We start from the raw sequence: 18,440 nt of genomic DNA, 5'->3' as shown, positions 1-18,440 counted from the left end.
CCGGTCTAAACCGTCTCTCTGGCCAGCCTCAGCCTTCGATCGCTTTCAGGCCCTTGCCCGGGACCTTCTGATCGCCGGCGTCGACAATCTGGTAACAGACCTGGGCGGTGCCGGAGCTGATCATGCCGATGTTCTTGGCTGCGGCCTTGGAAACGTCGATCACCCGGCCGCGGATGAATGGCCCACGGTCGTTGATGCGAACGACGACGCTTTTGCCGTTGCGCTTGTTGGTCACGACGACCTTGGTGCCGAATGGCAGCGTCCGGTGTGCCGCCGTCATCAGAGAGGGGTTCATTCGCTCCCCGGATGCGGTCTTGGATCCGAGGGCATACCAGGATGCGTGACCGCATCCAGGCGCAGCATTGGCTTGCGCGGCGCCGAGAGTTGCAAAAGCAGCAATGGAGGCCGCGGCGAAAGTCGAGCGTCGAATTGTTGTCAAGTCGGTCGTCCCCGTTCGTTTTGTCCCTGCACGTTGCGTGCAAAATGGCTAAGCGGGGCGAAAAGTGGCGAAAAAGTGGGGTTATCGATCACGGAACATTACGGTCTGTAACATTTGTGATTAGATTGCCGCCGATATTTTTAAGAAGCCAGCTAAGCTTCTGCGGAAGAAAACCTTTAAAAACAGTCAGAAAGAGGAATATGGTTCCGGTAAGACTCGGAGAGAGTCTGTGATCACGGAAATCGCAGAAAAAAATTTGTTGCTTTGCGAGATTTCCTGCCTCATTTGGGCAAATTTTGTGATCTCAAGCCTCAGGTATTAAGAAATTATAACCGGAAAGGCGCCAGAAGATGGAAATTTCAACCGTTTCAAAATGGGAATTTTATCCTCGCCAGCGGCCCGAGGCCCACATTTCGGCGAGCGACATGCGGTAATTGGGGAACTGGAACTGGAACCCCGCAGCGCGAATCTTGGCATTCGAAACCCGTTTGTTGGCGCCGTAGAACGAACGCGCCATCGGCGTCATGTCGGCAGTCTCGAAGTCCAGTTCCGGCGGTGGCTCGACACCCATCAGCCGTGCCGCTTCGACGATGACATCCTGGGGCGGGCCGGGCTCGTCGTCGGTGACATTATATATTCCGCCGACATTGCCCTTCGCGAGGAAGAGCGCCGCGCCGCCGATGTCTTCGACGCGGATGCGGTTGAAGACCTGATCTTTCTTTATGATGCGCCGCGCTGTGCCCCGTGCGAGATTGACGAACGCGTTACGGCCGGGTCCATAAATGCCGGCGAGGCGCAGGCTCGCCACTGGCCGACCGGCGGCCCGCCCTTCGGCGGCCCAGGCATCTTCCGTATCGACCCGTTCGATCGACCGGCCGTGGATCGGGCTGCCGGGGGTCTCCTCGGTGACCCAGCCGCCGCCATGATCGCCATAAACGCCGACGGTCGAGAGATAACCCACCCATTCGAGTTTCGGGCAAAGCGCGCGCAGCCGTCCGGAGACGAGCTTGAGCAGCGGATCGCCCTCGGTGCCGGGCGGGATCGATTGCACCAGATGTGTCGTCTCCCGAAGCTCTGTCAGCAGTTCTTCGCTGAACGGGCTGCCGTCGAACACGAAGGCCTTGATGTCACGGGTCGCGAGCTCCAGTGCCTTGTGGGCCGTTCTGACCGTGCCGGAGACCCGATGGCCTTCGGATTTGAACGCCTCGGCGATTGCCTGGCCCGAATAACCGCATCCGAAGATCATCACATTCATCAGGCCGCTCCCGCCAGTCGCCATTCTTCCCGCACTTCCGGATCGTCTTCGGTGCCGCGTGCCCCCGCAAGCTCCGCGAAGTCCATATCCGTCATCAGGCGCTTCAGGGCCCATATAGCCATGCCGCGCACCGTGGGCGAGGGGTCGCCGGCAAGTTCGAGACATTGTGCGATAAGGCTGGCATCGTCGGAATTGCCGGCGGCAATCAGTACGTTGCGGATAAACCGGTCGCGGCCGATGCGCTTGACCGGCGAACCGCTGAAGAAGGTCCGGAAGGCCGCATCGTCCATGGTCAGCAGAAACGTGATCGACGGCTCCTTCAGGTCTTCGCGCGCCTGCAGCTTCATCTCCGAGGCGCTTGCCGCGAATTTGTTCCAGGGACAGGCCGCAAGACAATCGTCGCAGCCGTAGATGCGGTTGCCGATCAGCGGTCGGAATTCCGGATCGATCGGACCTTTGTGTTCGATCGTCAGATAGGAGATGCAGCGGCGGGCGTCGAGCCGGTAGGGAGAAGGAAAGGCCGCCGTTGGGCAGGCGTCGAGGCAGGCCCGGCAGGAGCCGCAATGGTCTGTCTCGGGCGCGTCCATAATAAGGTCTGCCGTGGTGAACAGGCTGCCGAGGAACAGCCAGGAACCATGGGTGCGGCTGACGAGATTGGTATGCTTGCCCTGCCAGCCGAGCCCGGCCGCCTCCGCCAGCGGCTTTTCCATCACCGGTGCGGTATCGACGAAGACCTTCACGTCCTCGCCGGCGCGCGCCGCAAAGCGCGTCGCGATCTCTTTCAGACGGCCCTTGATGACGTCGTGATAATCGCGGTTGCGCGCATAGACCGAGATCGCCGCCTTGTCGGGCTTTTCGAGAACGCCGCGCGGGTCTTCGTCCGGCCCGTAGTTCAGCCCGAACATCACGATCGAACGCACCTGATCCCACAACACCTTCGGATCGGCGCGGCGCAGCCTCGTCTCCGCCATCCAGTCCATGCTGCCGTGGTGGCCTTCGGCGAGGAAAATCTCCAGCCGCTCGGGTGCCCGCGGAATACTGTCCGGGCCGGTAACATGGCAGAGATCGAAGCCCTGCGCCTTTGCCTCCTCGCGGATGAAGGCGGTCAGCTTCTCCCGCCGCCGGAGCGCCTTTTCTTCCTCCCGCGAGGTCGCGTCAGAAATCAAGGTCCGCATAATGGGATACCGGGGTGAGGCCGCGGATGCGTTCGGCAAGCATCGGCCGGAAGGAGGGTCGCGATTTCAGCCGCTGATACCAGTCCTTGGCGACCGGCGTCTCCGACCAATCAATCTCGCCAAGGTAGTCGAGGATCGAAATCGAAGCGGCGGCGGCGAGATCGGCATAGCTCAGGCGGTCGCCCGCAAGCCATGGCCGTGATCCGGCAAGCCAGGAGAGATATTTCATATGCTGGCGGATGTTGGCGCGGGATGTGCGCAGCACCTTCGAGTCCGGCGCGCCACCACCCTGGGCGGTCGTCATCTGCAGCTTGTAGACCCGCTCCCGGGTCAGCGGCCGGGTGACATCCTGCTCCATCTTCTGCAGGAACCATTCCGTCAGGCGCCGGATTTCGGCGCGCTGCCACGGGTCTTCGGCAAGCAGCCGGCGGTCGCGCTTCAGCACGCCATGGGTTTCGTCGAGGAATTCCAGGAGCACGGAAGGGCCACAAAGCACTCTCATGCTGTCGTCGACATAGACCGGGAGTGTGCCCGCAGGATTGAGCGTCAGGAATTCCCGCCGCTTTTCCCACGGCTGCTCCTCGAGCAAGTCCGCCTGAAAGCCGTATTCGGCGAGAATCAGCCGGACGAACCGGGAGGCCGAAGACATGGAATGATGATAGAGCGTGGGCATGGATACTTGAACTTCACGAACTTCGTATAGGAGGGGCAGGGGCGCCTCGCGCGCCCGCCTGACATATGGCAGCTATATGGATTTGGTAGTCCCAAGACAAGCAACGGCTCATAAACTGCTTAAAACTGCCCTTATCTGCTCAATAAAGGATTAAGAATGGCGGATCAGTCCATCATCAGTGCGCTCGTCCTCGGTTTGATCGAGGGGCTCACTGAATTTCTTCCCGTTTCCTCGACCGCCCACGTTCTTTTGGCTGGTCATTTCCTCGGTTTCCAATCCCCCGGCAACACTTTCGCGGTCCTGATCCAGCTTGGTGCTATCCTCGCCATCCTGCTCGTTTATGCCCGCAAGCTGCTGCAGATCGCAGCCGATCTGCCGACCAGCCCCAAGGCGCGCAGGTTCGTGGCAACGGTGCTGATCGCGTTCCTGCCCGCGGCGGTGATCGGCGCTTTGGCCCACGATTTCATCAAGGCCGTGCTGTTCGAAACGCCGATGCTGATCTGTGTCATGCTGATCCTTGGCGGCTTCGTGCTGCTTGTGGTCGACAGGATCAAGTTCCAGCCGAAATACCACGACGTGATGGATTATCCGCTGTCGCTCGCCTTCAAGATTGGCCTTTGCCAATGCGTGGCGATGATCCCCGGGACCTCGCGTTCCGGCGCGACGATCGTCGGTGCGCTTCTGCTCGGCGCGGACAAGCGCTCGGCGGCGGAATTTTCGTTCTTCCTCGCCATGCCGACCATGCTCGGCGCCTTCGTGCTCGATCTTTATAAAAACCGCAATGCGTTGAGTTTCGACGACGGCGCCGTGATCGCTGTCGGTTTCGTCGCCGCCTTCGTCACCGCCATCGTGGTGGTGCGATCGCTGCTCGATTTCGTATCGAGCCGGGGCTATGCGCCGTTCGCCTACTGGCGAATCGTCATCGGCGCCGCGGGCCTGATCGCCCTGCTGCTGGGAGCGTAAAAAGAAGGCGGCTCAAAAGGCCGCCGACTTCCCGATCATGTCAGTGCTGGATGGATGCCGTGCTGCACGGGTCGACGCCGTATGCGGGCGTGCATTCGCTCTTGCCGGCTGCGCCCGTCGTCGGGGCCATGAAGGAGCCCGCGAGGATGATCAGCGCTGCGCATGCAAAAAAGAGGGCGATGGGCTTGCCCATGGAGGAATGCCTTTCGATGGAAGATTTTATCGTCACGGTTGCGCCGCTTGTTTGGTGAGGGAGGATCTATGGGTTGGATTAGAAGAATTCAATAAAGGATTTTGCTGAACCGGCCGTTAACGCGACTGCATTGGCCACTGCGACCTTTGTGCCACAATCCTTGCCCGAAACATGAGCGACAACAAAGGGGTGCCCGAATTTTCAGCGGGCACTGCCGGCATGCCGGAGCGAAATCAATTGCGTAATATGGTTAACGAATGTCAGGCGGCGCGGCCGGAACCGGTGTACTGCCCCTGCGGGCGGTACTGCACAAGGTAGGATGGCAGGATCGAAGAGGCGAGCGTCGGGCGGATGCCTATCCCCTGCAGCGTGCGGCCTTCCGTGACGGCGGCATCGGAAACCACGTTGTCGATCTTCAGCAGCTTCACCTGGTCGCTGGTGATCGGCGGCTGGACGAAGGGGATCAGAGACGCGATGCTGCCGATCAGCGATGCGATGCCGAAGGGCAGCGAGACGAGCGCGTTGCTGCGATTGGTGACGCGCAACATCGTCTCGAGACACTGGCGGAAGGTCATGACTTCGCCCCCGCCCAGCTCATAGATTTTTCCGGTTGCGATCGTGCCGTCGACGGAGCGTGCGACGGTTTCGGCGACGTCCTCCACATAGACCGGCTGAAACTTCGTCTTGCCGCCGCCGATCAGCGGCAGGGCGGGGAAGGTGCGGGCCATGGAGGCGAACTTGTTGAAGAAGCTGTCTTCCGGCCCGAACATGATCGACGGCCGCAGGATCACGGCATCCGGCAGCGTCGAAAGGATCGTCGCCTCGGCGCGGCCCTTGCTGCGGGCATAGGACGATTCCGAGTTGGCATCGGCGCCGATCGCGGAAACATGGGTAAGCTTGGCGCCGGCCGCACGTGCCGCATCGACAACCGCGCGAGCACCAAAATCCTGGACCGCATCGAACGTGTTGCGGCCGCTCTCGAACATGATGCCGACGCAGTTGACCACATGCGAAGCGCCTTCGGCGGCCTTCAGGACCGACTGGCGGTAGCGAAGGTTCGCCTGGACCAGCGAGATCTGGCCGACATAGCCGGCCGGCAGCAGGAAGCCTGCGAGATCCGGGCGGCGGACGGCAACCCGGACGCGATAACCGCGCTTGGCCAGCGTACGAACCACATGCCTGCCGACGAAGCCCGATCCTCCGAAAACGGTGACGAGCGGCGGAAGGTTGTTGATGGTCATGGCGTGCTCCGGGAGCCTGTGGGACGAGATGAGTGCTGTTTAACCGAATCGCGGCACGGGTGGAAGTGTCTCCACTGCCGCACCGCCCGCGACAACCGGTTCTTAAAGGCCGTCGAGGACGACGATTTCGCCATCCGCCACTTCCTGGCGGATCTTGATGGCGATCGCATATTCGGGAGAATTGTAGCAGTCGATGGCGGCCTGCATCGACGGGAATTCGATGATGACGTTGCGGGCGCGGGACTTGCCCTCCATCGCTGCCATCGCGCCGCCGCGGGCGAGGAAATTGGCGCCGTATTTCTCGAAGGCGGGCGTGGCGGCCGCGATATAATCCTTGTAGCGTTCCGGATCGCGGACATCGACGCGGGCAACCCAATATCCCTTGGCCATGGTATTTCCTCCAGCGTGTTTTCGGTTGCGATGACTTCAGGCAAATTCCGGGACGAGTCAATACGACAGGCTTTGCACCCTTTCCTGCGGTCCGCCGGAACTCATCCCGGATCACAGCCGGAGAAATCGTCTCCGGCAACGAATGGTCGTCAGAGCGCGCCCTGCATCTCGGCGAGGATGGCTTGTGCCGCAGCCTTCGGATCCGCCGCCTTGACGATCGGCCGGGCGACGACGAGATGGCTCGATCCGGCCCGCAATGCGTCCGAAGGCGTCATGACCCGCTTCTGGTCGCCCGCTTCCGAACCTGCAGGGCGGATGCCGGGCGTGACGATCGCCATTTCGGGGCCGACGATCTTGCGCACCGCGGCCGACTCTTCTGCCGAGCAGACGATGCCGCCCATGCCGGCGGCCAGCGCCTGCTCGGAGCGTCGCAGAACAAGCGTATGCGGATCGTATTCGTAACCGGCGTCGACGAGATCCGTCTCGTCCATCGAGGTCAGGACGGTTACCGCGAGCAGACAGAGATGAGAACCTTTTGCTGCCTCGACCGCGGCGCGCATCGCCTTCGGATAGGCGTGCAGGGTGAGCATGGTCATGCCCATCTTGACGATGTTCTCGACGCCCTTCGCGACCGTGTTGTCGATGTCGAGCAGCTTCATGTCGAGGAAGACGTTTTTGCCATCCTTTGCGAGATCGCGTGCAAGTTCGAGACCGCCGGCGAATACGAGCTGATAGCCGATCTTATAGAAGGAAACGGTGTCACCGAGCGTGGCGACCATCTTTTCGGCGTCGCCGATGGTCGGAATATCGAGGCCTACGATGAGGCGATCACGAGCGTTCATGCCTGGAACCCTTCCCATTTTTCGATGGGCGTCCAGTCGCATGAGACAGTCCGATCCGCAAGGGTGAAGCAGAAGAGATTTCCGCCGCCACCCGGCTGGTCCCGGTCACGGGCGATCGGCGAGCCGGTGAGGTGGCATTTCAACAGCGTTCCAACGCCGCCATGGCCGACGAAGGCGATCGGCACATGTGGATCGTGATCGGCGAGAATTCTGGTGACCGCCGAAACGATGCGTCTCTGGGCGTCCACGGCGCGCTCCCAGCCTTTGAAGCTCTCTTCCGGGTGGGCGAAGAACCAGTTGGCCGCATCCTCGAACTGCGGCGGCGGCAGAAAGCCCGTCGCCGACCGGTCGTTCTCGTGGGTATCTTCCGCGATCTCGATCGAAATGCCCGAGGCGAGGCTAAGGATTTCCGCAGTCTCGATCGCCTTCACCTCGTCGCTGGAGACGATCCGGCCCAATTTCCTCGCCCAATCGGATTTGGCGGCCTCGCGGGCGCGGGCGGCGCCGAGATCCGAAAGCCCCCAACGGGGCACCGGAATGTCGGGATCGATACGGACCTGAGGATGAGTGATGTAGAGACCGAACGTCATGTCAGCCGCGGCTATAGGTCCAGAGCTGCGCCGGCGGGATGTTCCTGACGACGAAATCGTAGTGCTTGATCCGGTAACGGTCGGGCTGGGCGATGATCGGCGAGACGGGACCGTAGGTGATCTGCATCACCGGCCGGCCGGCCGGAATGCGGTTGAGCAGGTCTTCGAGCAGCGCGATGCGGCGCTCCATCGGGAAGCTCAAAAGCGGGATTGCCGAAATAACGCTGTCGAAGGTCTTGTCCTTCAAGGCGCCGAGCGTGCGCTTGAGGTCGAAGGCATCGCCGTTGATAAAGTTGACACTCGGATAGGTGCGGACGAGATGTTGGAAGAAATCGGTCGAATATTCGATGGAGACCAGGTTTTCCGGCGAGACGCCGTGCTTCAGGATCGCCTTGGTGATGATACCGGTGCCGGGTCCGAGTTCGAGGACGGGCAGGCCCGAGGCCGTGTCGATGACGCTTGCCATGCGTTTGGCGGTGACGGAGGAGGTGGGGCAGATCGCGCCGACCCGTTTCGGGCCATCGATCCAACCCTTGAAGAACCGGATCTCGTCATCGAACTTGCGGCCGAGCCGCTCCTTCAAGCGCAGTTCCATTTTTATCCTCTCCCTTTTTCGCCCCATGTGGAACCTCAATGCCGCAAAAGCAAGGAAAAATGTCGCACCTGGGAAAACCGTATGAAAAAGGCGGCCGGGGTTTCCGGCCGCCTTCATGATTTAAACGCGCATCGGCATCAACACATAGAGCGCGTCGTCGCCCGCCGTGTCGCGCACCAATGTCGGGGAACCGGCATCCGCCAGCATGAAGATCGCGTCGTCGCCCGAAAGCTGGGCGGTAATGTCGAGCAGGTATTTGGCGTTGAAGCCGATTTCCATCGGGTCGTTGTCGTAACCGACCGCAACCTCTTCCGTGGCGCTGCCGGAATCAGGATTGTTGACGGTCAGCATCAGCTGGCCGTCGGTCAGCGACAGTTTTACGGCGCGGCCGCGCTCGGAGGAAATGGTCGAGACGCGGTCGACGGCCCTGGTAAAGCTCTGGCAATCGACGCGCATTTCCTTGTCGTTGCCTGTCGGGATGACCCGCTGGTAATCCGGGAAAGTGCCGTCGATCAGCTTCGAGGTCATCACGACCGAGCCGATCGTGACGCGGATCTTGGCATCCGAAACCTCGACTGTGACAGCCGCTTCCGGATCGTCGACCAGTTTCTGCAGCTCGCCGACCGTCTTGCGGGGAATGATGATGCCCGGCATGCCTTCCGAGCCCGACGGTGCCTGCACATCGGCGCGCGCCAGACGGTGACCGTCGGTCGCTACCGCGCGAAGCTTCAGGTCCCCGTCGGCTTCGATCGTGTGGAAGAAGATGCCGTTCAGGTAGTAGCGGGTCTCCTCGGTGGAGATCGCGAACTGGGTGCGATCGATCAGCATTTTCAGATCGGTCGCCTTCAGCTTGAACGTATGCGTGAAGCTGCCGGCGGTAAGGTCCGGGAAGTCCGATTCCGGCAGGCACTGCAGAGAGAACTTCGAGCGGCCGGATTGCACTGTCATCGAGCCGCCGTCCGGGTTGGTGGCGAGCAGCACCTCGGAACCGTCCGGCAGCTTGCGGACGATTTCGTAAAGCAGGTGCGCCGGAACCGTCGTGGCGCCGGCAGTCTCGACCATGGCCGGAAGGGCTTCGGTGATTTCGAGATCGAGGTCGGTCGCTTTCAGGTCGAGACCGGCGCCGGACGCGCGCATCAGCACGTTGGAGAGGATCGGGATGGTGTTCCGTCGCTCCACCACGCGATGCACGTGGTTCAGCGACTTCAGAAGGTTTGACCGCTCAAGAGTAATACGCATGGACGCAATCGCTTTCGACCGTGGCGATCCGGCAGGGCCGGACCCTGATATTCTGCCGGCTTTGGGTCAGCCGGATGATGTGGACCGGCAAAATGGCAGACAACCCGTTCGAAAAGCAAGAGGTGAACAAGGCGTTAGCAAGTCATTTCACATCTGTCTCACGCACTGCACACAGAAAATATGCGTTCTCAACGGCTTGCCCGTTACTTGCCGAAGCCGGCCGGCTTGCCCATAAAGGCTCATGACCATTCATCTGCGCGTGACGCCCCTTGACCGATGAACCGAAGAGCAGCCAGCGCGGCTATCGCGTCGCCAATACTTTCGTGCCCGCGCGGCCGCTGGAGCCGGCGCTTTATCTGGTCGCAACCCCGATCGGCAATCTCGGCGACATCACGCTGAGGGCGCTCGAAACGCTCTCCGGTGCCGATGTGCTGGCGTGCGAGGATACCCGGGTAACTCGGGTGCTGCTCGACCGCTACGGCATCGTCAATCGGCCTTACGCCTATCACGAGCATAATTCCGACGAGGTCGGGCCGAAGCTCATCGCGGCGCTGCAGGAGGGAAAATCGGTGGCGCTGGTCTCCGATGCCGGCACGCCGCTCGTCTCCGATCCCGGTTACCGCCTCGGTCAGATGGCGATCGAGGCCGGTCATAAGGTCGTGCCGATCCCCGGCGCCTCGGCGCCGCTCGCAGCCCTCGTCGGTTCCGGCATGCCGTCCGATGCGTTCCTGTTCGCCGGTTTCCTGCCGGTCAGGGACAAGGGCCGGCGGGACCGGCTGGCCGAGCTTTCGAAAGTGCCGGCGACTTTGATCTTCTTTGAATCGCCGCATCGCATCGGCGCAACGCTTGGCGCTGCCGCCGAAGTACTCGGGGCGGGGCGACGCGCGGCGGTCTGCCGCGAATTGACGAAGACGTTCGAGGAGTTTCGCCGCGGCACGTTGGAGGAGCTTGCCGCCTATTACAATGACGACCGCGTCGTGAAGGGCGAGATCGTGCTGCTCCTGGCGCCGCCCGAGGCAGAGGAGCCTCCCGGCGAGATCGAGGTGGACGTGCTGCTGCGCCAGCTTTCGGCCTCCATGCCAGCCGCCAAGGCTGCAGCCGAAGCTGCCCGCGTGACCGGACTTCCGCGCAAGGATCTCTATCAGCGGCTTCTGAACCTGAAAGGCGAGGCGGGTGGCGGAGATTGACCGAGACCTGAAGCGCCGCAAAGTCGAGCGGCAGAAGGCTCAGCGGCAAAAGGCTCAGCGATGGGGCCATGCCTCGGAATATCTCGCTGCGCTTTATCTCCTGCTCAAGGGCTATCGAGTCCTTGCGATCCGTTACCGTACCAAGCTCGGGGAGATCGATCTGATCGTCCGCAAAGGCGACCTGGTGGCTTTTGTCGAGGTCAAGGCGCGGATCGGGGAACAGGAGGCGATCGACGCCGTCGGTTACGTCACTCAGAGCCGAATTCGAGCCGCAAGCGATGTCTGGCTTTCAAAACGACAGGACGCCGCCAGATTGTCTCGGCGTTACGACGTGATCGCGGTGCTTCCCGGCCGTCTGCCGCGGCATTTTGCGAATGCGTTCTGACGCTGATGTGAAATTATTGCATAGGTGTGCAATGTAACATTCCTGACATAAAACTGTTAAGGGCCTGTCACAGCCTGGTCCTATTGCGGTCCTCATCCCAACAGAGGTGGAGAGGACCTAAAAATGTTCAAAAAACTTTCGATGGCCGCGATCGCGGTCGCACTGTCTGCGACCTCGTCGCTTGCTGCGACCGAAGTCACCTGGTGGCATGCCATGGGCGGCGAGCTTGGCAAGAAGCTCGAAGAGATCGCCCAGAAGTTCAACGAGAGCCAGAGCGACTACAAGGTCGTTCCGGTCTACAAGGGAAGCTATCCGGAAACGTTGACCGCCGCGATCGCCGCGTTCCGTGCCGGCCAGCAGCCGGCCATCGTCCAGGTCTTCGAAGTTGGCACCGGCACGATGATGGCCGCCAAGGGCGCCGTCTACCCGGTCTACAAGCTGATGGCCGATGAAGGCGAACCCTTCGACACCAAGACATTCCTGTCTCCGGTCACCGGCTACTATTCCGATACCAAGGGCAACATCCTGTCGCTGCCTTTCAACTCCTCCACGCCGATCATGTACTACAACAAGGACGTCTTCAAAAAGGCTGGCCTTGATCCCGAGGTTGCCCCGAAGACCTGGAAGGAAGTCGAGGAATTCTCGAGGAAGATCGTTTCCTCCGGCGCTGCCAAGTGTGGCCTCACCTCGGCCTGGATCACCTGGGTCCAGACCGAAAACCTTTCGGCGCTGCATGACAAGCCTTTCGGCACCCTGCAGAACGGTTTCGGCGGTGTGAAGTCTGAATTCAGCTTCAACGGTCCTCTGCAGACCAAGCACTGGGCAAACCTGAAGAAGTGGCAGGATGAAGGCCTGTTCAAGTATGGCGGTCCGGTCGGCGGCGACCAGGCGGCGACCATGTTCTATTCTCAGGAATGCGCCATTACGATGAACTCCTCCGCAGGGCGCGCAGGCGTCATCAACAACGCCAAGACCTTCACACCGGGCTTCGCCCCGTTGCCTTACTACGACGACGAGATCAAGGAGCCGAAGAACTCCATCATCGGCGGCGCCACCCTCTGGGTGCTGAACGGCAAGGAAAAGGCGACCTACAAGGGCGTAGCCAAGTTCTTCAGCTATCTCTCCAAGCCGGAAGTCCAGGCCGATTGGCACCAGTTCACCGGTTACCTGCCGATCACCAACGCTGCGTACGATCTCGGCCAGAAGCAGGGCTACTACGCAAAGAACCCGGGTTCCGACATCGCCATCAAGCAGATCACCCGCGGTACTCCCTCGGAAAATTCGAAGGGCGTGCGGTTCGGCAACTTCACCCAGGTCCGCACCATTGTCGACGAAGAGTTCCAGGCACTCCTCGCCAACAAGAAGGACGCCAAGCAGGCGCTCGACAGCGCGGTGCAGCGCGGCAATGCGCTTCTGCGTGAATTCGAAGCTGCCAACTCGAACTGATTGTTCCGATTGCTGCAGGGAGGACCGGCTGTCGCCGGCCCTCCCTTGCTTGCTTGTTACGTTGTGGTGAGGGACCGGTGGATACCAAAAGAACAACCTTCAACAACCGCCTGCTGCCCTATCTGCTGCTCGCGCCCCAGCTCGTTATCACGCTCGTCTTCTTCATCTGGCCTGCCGCGCAGGCAGTGAAATCCTCCTTCGAGCGGGAAGATCCTTTTGGCTTCTCGACCGTTTTCGTAGGGTTGACCCACTATCGGCAGTTGTTTGCGGATCCGAACTATCTGGATGCGCTCTGGCGCACCGCCGTATTCGCGGTATCCGTCACCGTTCTTTCGATGATGCTCGGCCTCGCATTCGCGGCGGCGGTCGATCGCCTGGCGCGGTCCGCAAAAATCTATACCACCCTGCTTGTCTGGCCTTATGCCGTCGCACCTGTGGTGGCGGGCGTCCTGTGGTGGTTTCTCTTCAATACTTCTACCGGCCTGCTGCCCTTCTTCCTGGAGCGCCTGGGCATTCGCTGGGACCATGATCTCAATGGCACGCATGCCATGATCCTGATCATCATCGCGGCAGCCTGGAAGCAGATCTCCTACAACTTCCTTTTCTTCCTGGCCGGGTTGCAGTCGGTGCCGCAGTCGCTGATCGAGGCAGCCGCCATCGACGGTTCGGGCCCGGTGAGGCGTTTCTTCACCATCTCTCTGCCGCTTCTGTCTCCGACGACGTTTTTCCTGTTCATCATCAACGTGAATTACACGATGTTCGATACCTTCCCGATCGTGGATGCCACGACGGGCGGCGGGCCTGCCCAGGCAACGACCACGCTCGTCTACAAGGTCTACCAGGACGGTTACGTTGGTCTCAACATCGGTTCGTCCTCGGCGCAGTCGGTATTGCTGATGTTGATCGTGATGCTGCTAACCTTCGTTCAGTTCCGCTTCGTCGAACGCCGCGTCCAGTATTGAGGAACGATCATGGTTGAAAATCGCCCCTTCCTGACCTTCCTCACCCACGCTTTCCTGATCCTGGGATTTCTGATGGTCGCGCTACCGGTCTATCTCGCGATCGTGGCATCGACCCATGACGTCTCGACGCTGATGAGTGGGCCTGTCCCGCTTCTGCCGGGATCGCATCTCATCGAGAACTACTCGACCATTCTGACGAGTGCCGCTGCGGCTCACGGCCTGCCCAATTATTCGCACATGGCGCTGAACTCTCTGATCATGGCACTGGCGATCACGATCGGAAAAATCTCGATCTCGATCCTTTCCGCCTTCGCCATCGTCTACTTCCGGTTTCCGTTCCGGTTGCTGGCCTTCTGGATCATCTTCGTGACCCTGATGCTGCCGGTCGAGGTGCGCATCATGCCGACATACAAGATCGTCGCCGACCTCGGCATGCTGAATTCGTGGGCCGGTCTGACCGTCCCACTGATCGCATCGGCCACGGCGACCTTCCTGTTCCGCCAGTTCTTCATGACGGTCCCCGACGAGCTTCTGGAAGCGGCCCGGGTGGACGGAGCAGGCCCCATGAAGTTCTTCCGGGACATCCTGCTGCCGCTCTCGCGCACCAATATCGGCGCGCTATGCGTCATCCTCTTCATCTATGGCTGGGTTCAGTATCTCTGGCCGCTCCTGGTGACCACCGACCCCGGCTATTACACGCTGATGATGGGGATGAAGCGCATGGTCACCGTGCAGGACGGTGTCATCGAGTGGCAGCTGGTCATGGCAGGTTCCGTTCTCGCCATGCTTCCCCCCATCCTCGTCGTGGTTTTCATGCAGCGGTTGTTCATCCGCGGGCTCACTGAAACGGAGAAATAACATGGCTGGAATTCACATCTCAGAAGTTTCGAAAATTTATACCGGCGGCGTGAAGGCGGTAAGCTCGGTGTCCATCGACATCGTCGACGGCGAGTTCATCGTCCTCGTCGGTCCGTCAGGCTGCGGCAAATCCACGCTGCTGCGCATGGTTGCGGGGCTGGAAGCCATTTCTTCAGGGGAAGTGAAGATCGCCGGCCGGGTCGTCAACCAGATCGAGCCGGCCGAGCGCGATATCGCCATGGTGTTCCAGAACTACGCGCTCTATCCGCATATGACGGTCTACAACAACCTCGCCTACGGTCTGAAGAACCGCGGCACGCCGAAGGCCGAGATCGACGCCCGTGTCGCCGAAGCCGCCCGCATGCTGGAGATCACCCAGTATCTGGAGCGTAAGCCCCGCCAGCTGTCCGGCGGCCAGCGCCAGCGTGTCGCCATGGGCCGCGCCATCGTCCGCAAGCCGGCAGCCTTCCTGTTCGACGAGCCGCTCTCCAACCTCGATGCGAAGCTGCGTGTTTCCATGCGCGGCGAGATCAAGCGCCTGCAGCGCCGGCTTGGTACCACGTCGATCTACGTCACCCACGACCAGCTCGAAGCCATGACGCTGGCCGACCGCCTCGTCGTTCTGAACGGGGGAGAGATCGAGCAGATCGGTGCACCGCTGGAAGTCTACCACGCGCCGGCCTCCACCTTCGTTGCAAGCTTCATCGGCTCACCGGCCATGAACCTCGTCAAGGGCGAGCTGCATGGCGACAAGCTGGCGATCGGCCCGGCGATGGTCGCCCTCAACGGTTTCGCGCCGACCTCCGGTGCCGTCACCGTCGGCGTCCGCGCCGAGGATCTGCGCATCGCCCGCGACGACGAGGAGGCTCTGCCCTTCCGTCTCGAATATACCGAGGAGCTGGGTGCCCAGCGCCTGATCCACGGCACCGTCGGCGACCAGCAGATGACTGCCGCCGTTTCTCCGGAGATTGCGCTATCGCCGGAAATGCGCATTGCCGTCGATGCCAAGCGCCTGCACTTCTTCTCGATCGAAACGGGCAAGCGGCTGCCGGGCAACGTTCCGGCGGAGGCAAAGCTCGCGCCGGTCGAGCCGGTTATCTGAGGGCCCAATCCGAAATTGAGGCCGATCGTTAAAATTCTAACATCGGCCTGAAGAGCGGGCTTACTCTTTGCCGCTAGCATCTCCCGGAATTGACAGCTTCCGGGGAAAACATGAGTTGGCACGTCCTCGCCGCGACCGCAGCGGCAATTGCATTTCGGTCCAAGTCCTACGCACCTGAAAAGCCGAAGGTGAAGCCGTTTATCGGCGCCTGTCCGCATTCTCTCGAAATGAAGCCGATGCCGATCGAGCCCACCTGGGTCATCGCCGGCGATCCGCAGGCGCGCGCCGGTTCTCATTCCACCGCCGAGGACGATTGCGCGACGACCGGTGTATGGGAATGTACGGCAGGCGAGTTCCGCTGGTACTTCCATTGGGACGAAACGGTGGTGATCCTTGAGGGCGAAGTGCATGTGACTGCCGAAGACGGCACCCAGCGCGTTCTCCAGGCAGGCGATGTCGCCTATTTCAAGGGCCGGACCTGGGCCACGTGGCGCATCGACAAGTACCTAAAGAAGGTCGCCTTCATCCGCCGGCCTTTCCCGAAGCCGATCGCCATGCTTTTCCGCCTGCGCAACATGTTGCGGGCAAAGACGCAGGTCGGCATCTCCGCGTGATATCGGCCGATTGCAGTTGCCTTTGGAGGCCCGCCATCCTACATCAGGCGGGCCAATCCTAGGGGGCTGAAGTCATGGCGAAAATCCGCAAGGTCGCGTTCCAGATGGACCATATTTCCGGCATCAGCATTGCCGGCGATTCCACCTTCGCCATGGCGCTCGAAGCGCAGGCGCGTGGCTTCGAGCTGTTTCACTACACTCCCGACCGCCTGACCATGCGTGACGGCAAGATCTTCGCCGCTGTCGAACCGCTGCAGGTTCGCGACGTCAAGGGCGATCATTTCACGCTCGGGGAGAAGGAACGCCTCGACCTGTCGGAGATGGACGTCGTTCATCTGCGCCAGGATCCGCCCTTCGACATGGGCTATATCACCTCGACGCATCTGCTCGAGCGCATCCACCCGAAAACGCTTGTCGTCAACGACCCCGCCTGGGTGCGCAACTCGCCGGAGAAGATTTTCGTCACCGAATTCGCCGATCTGATGCCGGCAACTCTGATCAGCCGCGATCCGGGCGAAATCGCCCGTTTCCGGGAAGAGATGGGCGATATCATCCTGAAGCCGCTCTACGGCAATGGCGGGGCCGGGGTTTTCCACTCCGCCCGCGACGATCGCAATTTCACGTCGCTGCTCGAAATGTTCGGCCAGATGTATCGCGGCGAACCCTACATCGCCCAGGCCTATCTGCCGGCCGTGCGCAAGGGCGACAAGCGCATCCTGCTGGTGGACGGAGAGCCAGTCGGCGCGATCAACCGGGTTCCCGCCGAACACGACAGCCGCTCCAACATGCATGTCGGCGGCCGCGCCGAGGCGACCGAGATCACGCCGCGCGAGAAGGAAATCTGCTCCCGCATCGGACCCGCCCTGCGCGAGCGCGGCTTCATCTTCGTCGGCATCGATGTCATCGGCGATTACATGACCGAGATCAACGTCACATCCCCGACGGGCATCCGCGAAGTCAAGAAGTTCGGCGGCGCCGACGTCGCAGGCCTCCTCTGGGATGCAATCGAGGCAAAACGCGCCTGATGAAGGCAAGGCGTTTCGGATACGGATCGCCTTTGTTCTCGCGATACAACCGCCCGCAACCCGTTTGCAGCGGATGCGTGAAATTGTTCGGTTAATGTTCTTGTTTCATTCCTGTTTCTATGCCAGATTGCAATTCCTGGCACGGAAAGCGTGTATCGCTGGCGTCCCGGACATGAAGTTAGGGGCGGGGTGGTTATGGTTTCGCGCGTCAGCACAGTCGCATTCCAAGGCATAGAAGGCGTTCCGGTCGACGTTCAGCTCATGGTCGGGCCGGGCAAGATCAACATGCAGCTGGTAAGGTGGATTAATCACGACGGTTTGAATGAATGCCCCAGCGGAAAAAAATAAATCCGTAGGGACGACCCAAGAGGCGAAGTTCTGTTCAGCCAATAAAGCATGTCCACAGTTCTCGCGTTGAGATGAGCCTCTGCTTGACCTACCTGGGCATTGAAGAGGTGCCCCATGAAATCAAAAGCTTATTCCTACATTCGAATGTCCACTGAGATTCAGCTGCGAGGCGACAGCCTGCGCAGGCAATCGGAGGCGTCTAGGACATATGCCGCCGAAAATGATCTAGAACTCGTAGAAGACTTCAAGCTGGAAGACATTGGCATCTCGGCATTTCACGGCCGGAATGTCGAAGAGGGTTCGCTTGGACGCTTCCTTAATCTTGTGCAGAACGGGCAAATTCCCTCTGGCTCATTCCTTTTAGTCGAGTCCCTGGATCGCATAAGCAGACAAAGCTCCGTAGCAGCTACCACGCTTTTCCTCCAGATCCTGCAAGCTGGCGTGAATATCGTCACACTCGTAGACAAACACGTCTATCGTACTGGCAGCGCTGATTTCATCGACATTATCCAGTCAGTCCTGATCATGAGCCGGGCTCACGAAGAGTCCAAGACCAAAAGCATGCGTGTCGGCGCTGCGTGGGAAAACAAGAGGCAAGGCATCAGCGATAGCAAGCTGACCCGAATGTGTCCCTCGTGGTTGGAGCTCAATGGCGACAGAAAATCGTTTAGGCTGATGCCGGATCGGGTCGAGATCGTTCGCGCGATTTTCAATGAAGCCTCAACGGGCAAGGGATCATACCAGATCGCACGTGCCTTGAATAAAGTTTGCGTACCGCCCTTTGGTCGTGGTGACCTGCCACTGAGAATTTCCTCCAGAATGGATTAGAGTCCGGCCCATTAAAGGACGGACGAATGAAGAAGCAGCGATTTACGGAAGAGCAGATTATCGGTGTGCTGAAGGAGCAGGAGGCTGGCG

21 protein-coding genes and 1 pseudogene are annotated in these 18,440 nt (G+C 60.6%); 11 read left to right on the top strand and 11 right to left on the bottom strand.

Annotated features, from left to right (window positions below):
• Positions 1-28 precede the first annotated feature (28 nt).
• From C5L10_RS04580 to C5L10_RS04565, 4 genes are all read right to left on the bottom strand, one after another.
• On the bottom strand, positions 29-439 hold the full coding sequence (locus C5L10_RS04580; RefSeq protein WP_046630324.1) for a septal ring lytic transglycosylase RlpA family protein: 411 nt from the start codon (positions 437-439) through the stop codon (positions 29-31).
• A 382-nt stretch (positions 440-821) separates the two neighbouring features.
• Positions 822-1,694 carry an SDR family oxidoreductase gene (locus tag C5L10_RS04575; protein WP_105428947.1) on the bottom strand — a complete coding sequence of 291 codons (873 nt, stop codon included), beginning with the start codon at positions 1,692-1,694 and terminating at the stop codon, positions 822-824.
• Positions 1,694-2,869 carry a tRNA epoxyqueuosine(34) reductase QueG gene (queG, locus tag C5L10_RS04570; RefSeq protein WP_105428706.1) on the bottom strand — a complete coding sequence of 392 codons (1,176 nt, stop codon included), beginning with the start codon at positions 2,867-2,869 and terminating at the stop codon, positions 1,694-1,696. The genes C5L10_RS04575 and queG overlap by 1 nt, the downstream gene beginning before the upstream one ends.
• Positions 2,850-3,542 carry a glutathione S-transferase family protein gene (locus tag C5L10_RS04565; RefSeq protein WP_046667341.1) on the bottom strand — a complete coding sequence of 231 codons (693 nt, stop codon included), beginning with the start codon at positions 3,540-3,542 and terminating at the stop codon, positions 2,850-2,852. The genes queG and C5L10_RS04565 overlap by 20 nt, the downstream gene beginning before the upstream one ends.
• A 156-nt stretch (positions 3,543-3,698) precedes the next feature.
• Between C5L10_RS04565 and C5L10_RS04560 the strand changes: the two genes are divergently transcribed.
• Positions 3,699-4,505 (top strand): undecaprenyl-diphosphate phosphatase, encoded by an 807-nt coding sequence (locus C5L10_RS04560; RefSeq protein WP_046667342.1) that lies wholly within the window; start codon positions 3,699-3,701, stop codon positions 4,503-4,505.
• Between the two features lie 40 nt (positions 4,506-4,545).
• On the opposite strand, the gene C5L10_RS04555 is transcribed toward C5L10_RS04560, so the two are convergent.
• From C5L10_RS04555 to dnaN, 7 genes are all read right to left on the bottom strand, one after another.
• Positions 4,546-4,698 (bottom strand): hypothetical protein, encoded by a 153-nt coding sequence (locus C5L10_RS04555; RefSeq protein WP_037079592.1) that lies wholly within the window; start codon positions 4,696-4,698, stop codon positions 4,546-4,548.
• Positions 4,699-4,958: 260 nt separating this feature from the next.
• Positions 4,959-5,939 (bottom strand): complex I NDUFA9 subunit family protein, encoded by a 981-nt coding sequence (locus C5L10_RS04550; RefSeq protein WP_046667343.1) that lies wholly within the window; start codon positions 5,937-5,939, stop codon positions 4,959-4,961.
• 102 nt (positions 5,940-6,041) lie between these two features.
• Entirely contained in the window at positions 6,042-6,329 is a 288-nt protein-coding gene (locus C5L10_RS04545; protein ID WP_037079589.1) for a DUF1330 domain-containing protein, read from the bottom strand.
• 149 nt (positions 6,330-6,478) lie between these two features.
• On the bottom strand, positions 6,479-7,171 hold the full coding sequence (pyrF, locus tag C5L10_RS04540) for an orotidine-5'-phosphate decarboxylase (protein ID WP_105428705.1): 693 nt from the start codon (positions 7,169-7,171) through the stop codon (positions 6,479-6,481).
• Positions 7,168-7,761, bottom strand: coding sequence for a histidine phosphatase family protein (locus C5L10_RS04535; protein ID WP_105428704.1), 594 nt, complete (start codon positions 7,759-7,761; stop codon positions 7,168-7,170). The genes pyrF and C5L10_RS04535 overlap by 4 nt, the downstream gene beginning before the upstream one ends.
• A 1-nt stretch (position 7,762) precedes the next feature.
• Complete coding sequence (gene pmtA / locus C5L10_RS04530) at positions 7,763-8,356, bottom strand: phospholipid N-methyltransferase PmtA (RefSeq protein WP_105428703.1); 594 nt, start codon at positions 8,354-8,356, stop codon at positions 7,763-7,765.
• A 120-nt stretch (positions 8,357-8,476) separates the two neighbouring features.
• Positions 8,477-9,595 carry a DNA polymerase III subunit beta gene (gene dnaN / locus C5L10_RS04525; protein ID WP_105428702.1) on the bottom strand — a complete coding sequence of 373 codons (1,119 nt, stop codon included), beginning with the start codon at positions 9,593-9,595 and terminating at the stop codon, positions 8,477-8,479.
• A 269-nt stretch (positions 9,596-9,864) separates the two neighbouring features.
• On the opposite strand from dnaN, the gene rsmI reads away from it, so the two are divergent.
• The 10 genes and pseudogenes from rsmI (at position 9,865) to C5L10_RS04480 (ending at position 18,350) form a co-directional block, all read left to right on the top strand.
• Positions 9,865-10,782, top strand: coding sequence for a 16S rRNA (cytidine(1402)-2'-O)-methyltransferase (gene rsmI, locus C5L10_RS04520; RefSeq protein WP_105428701.1), 918 nt, complete (start codon positions 9,865-9,867; stop codon positions 10,780-10,782).
• The gene (locus tag C5L10_RS04515; protein ID WP_371411915.1) at positions 10,769-11,167 is read left to right on the top strand and encodes a YraN family protein; all 399 of its coding nucleotides are present in this window, start codon (positions 10,769-10,771) and stop codon (positions 11,165-11,167) included. Before rsmI ends, C5L10_RS04515 begins: the two co-directional genes overlap by 14 nt.
• Before the next feature lie 123 nt (positions 11,168-11,290).
• A complete protein-coding gene (gene ugpB, locus C5L10_RS04510) occupies positions 11,291-12,613 on the top strand; it encodes a sn-glycerol-3-phosphate ABC transporter substrate-binding protein UgpB (protein WP_105428700.1) in 1,323 nt (440 codons plus the stop codon).
• Positions 12,614-12,690: 77 nt separating this feature from the next.
• Positions 12,691-13,575 carry a sn-glycerol-3-phosphate ABC transporter permease UgpA gene (gene ugpA, locus C5L10_RS04505; RefSeq protein WP_046667349.1) on the top strand — a complete coding sequence of 295 codons (885 nt, stop codon included), beginning with the start codon at positions 12,691-12,693 and terminating at the stop codon, positions 13,573-13,575.
• 9 nt (positions 13,576-13,584) lie between these two features.
• Positions 13,585-14,433 carry a sn-glycerol-3-phosphate ABC transporter permease UgpE gene (gene ugpE, locus C5L10_RS04500; RefSeq protein ID WP_105428699.1) on the top strand — a complete coding sequence of 283 codons (849 nt, stop codon included), beginning with the start codon at positions 13,585-13,587 and terminating at the stop codon, positions 14,431-14,433.
• Between the two features lies 1 nt (position 14,434).
• Complete coding sequence (locus tag C5L10_RS04495; RefSeq protein WP_105428698.1) at positions 14,435-15,535, top strand: sn-glycerol-3-phosphate import ATP-binding protein UgpC; 1,101 nt, start codon at positions 14,435-14,437, stop codon at positions 15,533-15,535.
• 110 nt (positions 15,536-15,645) lie between these two features.
• Complete coding sequence (locus C5L10_RS04490; RefSeq protein WP_046609561.1) at positions 15,646-16,149, top strand: cupin domain-containing protein; 504 nt, start codon at positions 15,646-15,648, stop codon at positions 16,147-16,149.
• A gap of 74 nt (positions 16,150-16,223) precedes the next feature.
• A complete protein-coding gene (gene gshB, locus C5L10_RS04485) occupies positions 16,224-17,174 on the top strand; it encodes a glutathione synthase (RefSeq protein ID WP_105428697.1) in 951 nt (316 codons plus the stop codon).
• 195 nt (positions 17,175-17,369) lie between these two features.
• Positions 17,370-17,471 (top strand): annotated as a pseudogene (locus C5L10_RS34140) (ATP-binding protein); the annotation flags it as partial.
• 165 nt (positions 17,472-17,636) lie between these two features.
• Positions 17,637-18,350, top strand: coding sequence for a recombinase family protein (locus C5L10_RS04480; RefSeq protein WP_105428696.1), 714 nt, complete (start codon positions 17,637-17,639; stop codon positions 18,348-18,350).
• Positions 18,351-18,440: the final 90 nt, after the last annotated feature.

Origin of the sequence: Neorhizobium sp. T6_25 (assembly GCF_002968555.1) — a bacterium.
Lineage (GTDB): Bacteria > Pseudomonadota > Alphaproteobacteria > Rhizobiales > Rhizobiaceae > Neorhizobium.
The sequence above is the reverse complement of the archived record's forward strand: the minus strand, read 5'-3'. Positions and strand labels throughout refer to the sequence as shown.